Annotated in this window: 5 protein-coding genes; 3 read left to right on the forward strand and 2 right to left on the reverse strand. The window is 63.0% G+C overall.

Translation table 11 applies throughout. The features are described from left to right. Both ACP5J3_RS10855 and ACP5J3_RS10860 read left to right on the forward strand, forming a co-directional pair. Positions 1-615 (forward strand): TatD family hydrolase (locus ACP5J3_RS10855; RefSeq protein WP_428495711.1); only part of this gene is annotated, 615 nt, incomplete at its 5' end. 45 nt (positions 616-660) lie between these two features. After that, a complete protein-coding gene (locus ACP5J3_RS10860; RefSeq protein WP_428495712.1) occupies positions 661-2,466 on the forward strand; it encodes an aldehyde ferredoxin oxidoreductase family protein in 1,806 nt (601 codons plus the stop codon). Here the strand turns inward: ACP5J3_RS10860 and ACP5J3_RS10865 are convergent. After that, positions 2,446-3,660 carry a DegT/DnrJ/EryC1/StrS family aminotransferase gene (locus tag ACP5J3_RS10865; RefSeq protein WP_428495713.1) on the reverse strand — a complete coding sequence of 405 codons (1,215 nt, stop codon included), beginning with the start codon at positions 3,658-3,660 and terminating at the stop codon, positions 2,446-2,448. The two genes, ACP5J3_RS10860 and ACP5J3_RS10865, sit on opposite strands and share 21 nt — an antisense overlap. A gap of 29 nt (positions 3,661-3,689) precedes the next feature. Between ACP5J3_RS10865 and ACP5J3_RS10870 the strand changes: the two genes are divergently transcribed. Then, positions 3,690-4,127, forward strand: coding sequence for a hypothetical protein (locus ACP5J3_RS10870; protein ID WP_428495714.1), 438 nt, complete (start codon positions 3,690-3,692; stop codon positions 4,125-4,127). Here ACP5J3_RS10870 and ACP5J3_RS10875 read toward each other — a convergent pair. Next, positions 4,124-4,510: a metal-sulfur cluster assembly factor gene (locus ACP5J3_RS10875; RefSeq protein ID WP_428495715.1), complete on the reverse strand. Its 387-nt coding sequence runs from the start codon at positions 4,508-4,510 to the stop codon at positions 4,124-4,126. The two genes, ACP5J3_RS10870 and ACP5J3_RS10875, sit on opposite strands and share 4 nt — an antisense overlap. Between the last annotated feature and the right edge of the window lie 168 nt (positions 4,511-4,678).

Here is a 4,678-nt window from a genome sequence, read left to right on the forward strand (position 1 = left end):
CACCCCGCCGAGTGTGTGAAGCTTCTGGAGGCCGGGTGGGCGCCGGGGGAGGTGGAGGAGTTTATGCGGTGGGCCGCCGACCTCGCGGCTAAGTACGTGGAAGAGGGGAGGGCGGTGGGGCTGGGGGAGTTTGGGAGGCCTCACTGGCCCGTGCCGCGGGAGGTGAGGGAGCTCTGCGACAGGGTTGTCCTCTACGTGTTGCAGAGGGCTAGGGACGTCGACGCGGCTGTCCACCTCCACCTGGAGCGGGAGGGCCAGGCCACTGTGGACTCGGTGGCGCGCCTCGCGGCGGAGGCAGGGGTCGACCCCAGGCGGGTGGTTATGCACCACATAGAGGGGGCCTTGGCGGGGTATGCCCACGCCAGGGGCCTCTCGCCGTCCGTGCCCATGGGCCGCAGGGGGGAGTTCGAAGAGGCGCTTAAGGCTGGCCCCGTGTTCGTGGTTGAGAGCGACTACATAGATGACAGGTCTAGGCCGGGGGCCGTGATTCCGCCGTGGACCCTGGCCTCGAAGCTTAGGCAGTATGTATCGAAGGGGGTCCTCTCGGCGGACGATATGTACAAGATATGCGTAGAAAACGTGAGGAGTATATACAGATGGAGGCTCCCTCTATAGAGGCCATCTGTAATTACATTTATATTTTACAGAAATTTGCTGATAGTGCAGTCAGTTAGAGGGTTGGCGGTTGACCTATCGAAAAGAGCGGCGAATCCTCTTGAAGACGTCGGTAGAGCGGCTAGGCTGTTTGTGGGCGGCCGGGGGGTGGCTACCTACTACTTCTGGAGGTTTGGGGGCCACCTGGCCGATCCCCTTTCTGGAGATAACCCTCTCATCTTCGCGGCGGGCCCTCTTACTGGGACCGGCGTCCCAATGTCGGGCAGGGCCGCCGCGGTTTTCCGGTCGCCGCTGACGGGGATTCTCGGGGCTTCTAATTTGGGCGGTAAGCTGGGCCCGGTTATGCGCTTCGCGGGGGTTGATGTGCTGGTGGTGCTCGGCAGGGCCGAGAGGCCGACTTATCTCGTTGTGCAGGAGGGCCGCGTCGAGTTTAGAGACGCGTCGCACCTCTGGGGGATGGATGCTATTGAGACTGAGGAGGTGTTGCTTAGGGAGCACGGGCGCAACGCCGCCGTCCTCGCCATAGGCCCGGCGGGGGAGAACCTTGTGAGGTTCGCCTCTATTAATCACGATATGTGGAGGCAGTTTGGGAGGACTGGCGGGGGCGCGGTGATGGGGGCTAAGAAGCTGAAGGCGGTGGTCTTCGTGCCGGAGAAGAGGCAGGTGGACGTGGCTATGCCGGAGAAGCTCAGCGACTTTCTCAGGAGGTTTACGCCCTACTTCGTGGGGGAGAAGAGCGTTAAGGCGCTTTTCGAGGGGGGCACGGTGCGCCTCGTGGAGATTGCCAATCAGATGGGGTTCTTCCCGGCTTACAACTGGCAGAGGGTGTCTCTAGACGGCTGGGAGTCCGTCGCGTGGCCTGCCTTTAAGAAGGGATACTTCGTGAAGCCCGCGGCGTGTATGCACTGCCCAGCGGCTTGCCACCGCCTCGTGAGGTCGGGGAAATACGGGGTTAATGTGGATATTGAGTACGAGACCATATTCGCGCTGGGGGGCCTCACGGGTTGCGCCGACCCCGACGAGCTTATTAAGCTAAATGACTTGGCTGATAGGCTGGGGATGGACACCATCTCGCTGGGGGGCGTGATCGCGTTCGCCATCGAGGCGGCGAAGCTGGGTAAGCTCAATATAGAGGTTGACTGGGGTTGCGGGGGCTTGGCGAGGCTTGTGGAGGACATTGCCTACCGGAGGGGGGTGGGGGATCTGCTCGCCGAGGGGGTTAGGGAGGCGGCGAGGAGGCTGGGGCTTGAGCACGTCGCTGTGCATGTGCGGGGGCTTGAGCCGGCTGGCTACGACCCGAGGGTTTTGAAGGGGATGGCGCTTAACTACGCCGTTGGGTACCGGGGCGCCGACCACCTGGCCACTATGGCTTATGCGCTGGACATCGGAGGCTACGCCGGCGGGCCTCAGAGCCTCGGCGAGGAGAAGGTGAGGGCCGTGGCGTATATGGAGGAGGTGTCTGCGCTGTTCGACTCGCTTGTGTTGTGTAAATTCGGCAGGGGGGTGTACGACATGTATCCAGGCGGCAGGGGCTTTGACACAATAGCCGAGCTCCTTACCTACGTCACCGGGGAGCCGTGGACGGGGGCCTCGGCGCGGGAGGCGGCGGTTAGGATAGTGAACATGACGCGCTTCCTAAATCTCCAGATGGGGGCGGGCCCCGACTCCCTCCCCGAGAGGTTTTTCAAACCGGTGCGGTTCGAGGACAAGGAGTACGTGCTGACCCGCGAGGAGTTGGAAAACGCGCTTAGGATCTACTACGAGCTGAGGGGGTGGGACGGCGAGGGGAGGCCTCTGCCCGAGACGTTGAGGAGGCTACAACTCGACTTCTTAACGCCGCAGGGCGTTTAGCACCTTTTTCACCGCCGTGGCCGTGTCCACGGCGTCTTGCTCCGTGAGGTTTGGCATGACTAGCAGGGTGACTACCCGCTCCGCGGCCCACTCGGCGTTGGGGAGGGGCTTGTACTCCACCCTGCGTCTGTAGTATGGACACGTCCAGGGGCAGCCGAGGCCGTGGCCTTCCTGTCTCTGGAAGAGGGGGGTTTTGTAGAGGGGGGTTGGGTAGGCCACGAAGGCGTTCCCCACGCCCTCCGCCCTCAGCGCCTCGACGACGTAGTCCCTGGGCCTCCTCAGCTTCTCCACGGCGACGAGGATCTGGACGAGGTGCCAGGAGTGCTTCATGTAGGGCCTCGGCTTGGGTATTGTGACTAGGTCGCCCTCCAGCGGCGCCAGCTCCTCAAGCAGAGTCTTGACGTAGGCCTCCCTCCGCCTCTGCATCTCCGGCAGTTGCCTAAGCTGGTGGTACGCCAACACGCCCTGTATCTCCGTCATGCGGTAGTTGTAGCCCAGCATCTCGTAGCTGTACTTCCCCACCTCGCCGTGTGCCCTTATGAGGCGGGCCCTCTCGGCGTAGGCCGCCGTGTCCGTGGCCACGGCGCCCCCCTCGCCCGAGGTTATGTGCTTCGTGGCGTATAGGCTGAAGGTGGAGATGTGGCCGATGGAGCCGGCCATCCTCCCCCTGTACTCCGCGCCGAGGGCCTGGGCCACGTCCTCCACGATCTTGACCCCGTGCCTCTCCGCCAGCTTCATGAACTGGTCCATCTCGGCGGGCATGCCGGCTAGGTGCACCACTACCACGGCCTTGGTCTTGTCCGTAATCCTCTCCTCTACGGAGGCCGGGTCTAGGTTCAGCGTCTCTCTGTCGATGTCTGCAAATATGGGCACGGCGTTTGCGTGGAGGACGGCGGTCGCCGACGCGGCGAAGGTGAAGGGCGTCGTCACCACCTCGTCCCCCGGCCCCACCCCCACCGCCTTCAGCGCCGTGTGCAGAGCCGTCGTGCCGTTTGAAACCGCGAGGACGTGCCTCACGCCCAGGTAGGAGGCCAGCTCCGACTCGAAGGCCTTTACCCACCTGCCGTGCTGCGCCGTCAAGATCCCGGACTTCAGCACCTCGGCAATAGCCTGGAGGACCTCGTCGCTGTACACCACCGGCCTGGCCACGATGGGAGTCTCCCTCACCGGCCTGCCGCCCTCTATGGCGAGCATAGGTTTTAAAGTAGAGACATATTAAAGCTGTGAGGTGGCTCTACCTCACATACGTGGTGTACTGGTCCGCCTTCCTCATTGCGCTTCTGCTAACCGCCGCGGGGCACCCGCCAATAAGGCCGGAGGCGGTGGCCCAGGCGGTGAACGAAACCTCGTCGCTACCCTACGAGCAGAGGTTCGCCCAAGCCGCGGCGGACTTCGCCATAGTCGCCGCCTTGTCCTACCCCGCGCTTCTATACGCCGCCACTGTATACGGCGCGGCGACAGCCGCGGCGGCCGCCGCCCTCGGGGCCGCACAGGCGCTTCTCCACGCCGCGGTCTACCACGTGGCGCTCCTCTTCATGGAGGAGGCGGCTAGGTGGCACCCGCTGGCGCAGAAGCTAGGAAAGAGGAGGAGGGTGGAGTGGGGGCGGTATATACTGTGGGTAGCCGCCTCGATTTCCCTCGCCGGGGTCCTGTCTCTCTAGGCCTGTTGCGCGGCTAGGTACTGCTCGACGATGTCGTAGCCGTAAATCGCCTTGAACATCTCCCTGCCGCGCGGCGTCATCTGCGTCGGGTCCCATGGCCTTTCGAAATCAATCTCCACCTCCACGTCCTGGGCCTCGGGCACCGCCGACTGAATCGCGTAGCCCACCTCCTGCGCCAGGTTGCCAGCTACGGGGCAACCCACGGCGGTCAGAGTCATGACCACCTTCAAGACGCCGTTCTCCAGCACCACCTTCCTAATCAGCCCCAGGTCGTAGACGTTTATCGGGATCTCCGGGTCGAAAACCTCTCGAAGTATCTCCACCACCTTCTTGGCCCTGTCCGGCGGGAGATTTGTCTCAAATATAGGCTTCTCGTCTTCCATGGCTGTAATATCGATTTGATGTTAAATACGTTAAAGGGATCTGGCTGACTAACTTTAATAAATCAGAACGGGTGAGGCGGGCGTGGAGGTGATTGATGTAAGCGGACAGCAGTGCCCCGACCCCCTCAAGACCGTGGCGTCTGCGCTGGCCAACGCCCCGGCGGGGGC

The organism is Pyrobaculum sp., from assembly GCF_049971835.1.
GTDB lineage: Archaea > Thermoproteota > Thermoprotei > Thermoproteales > Thermoproteaceae > Pyrobaculum.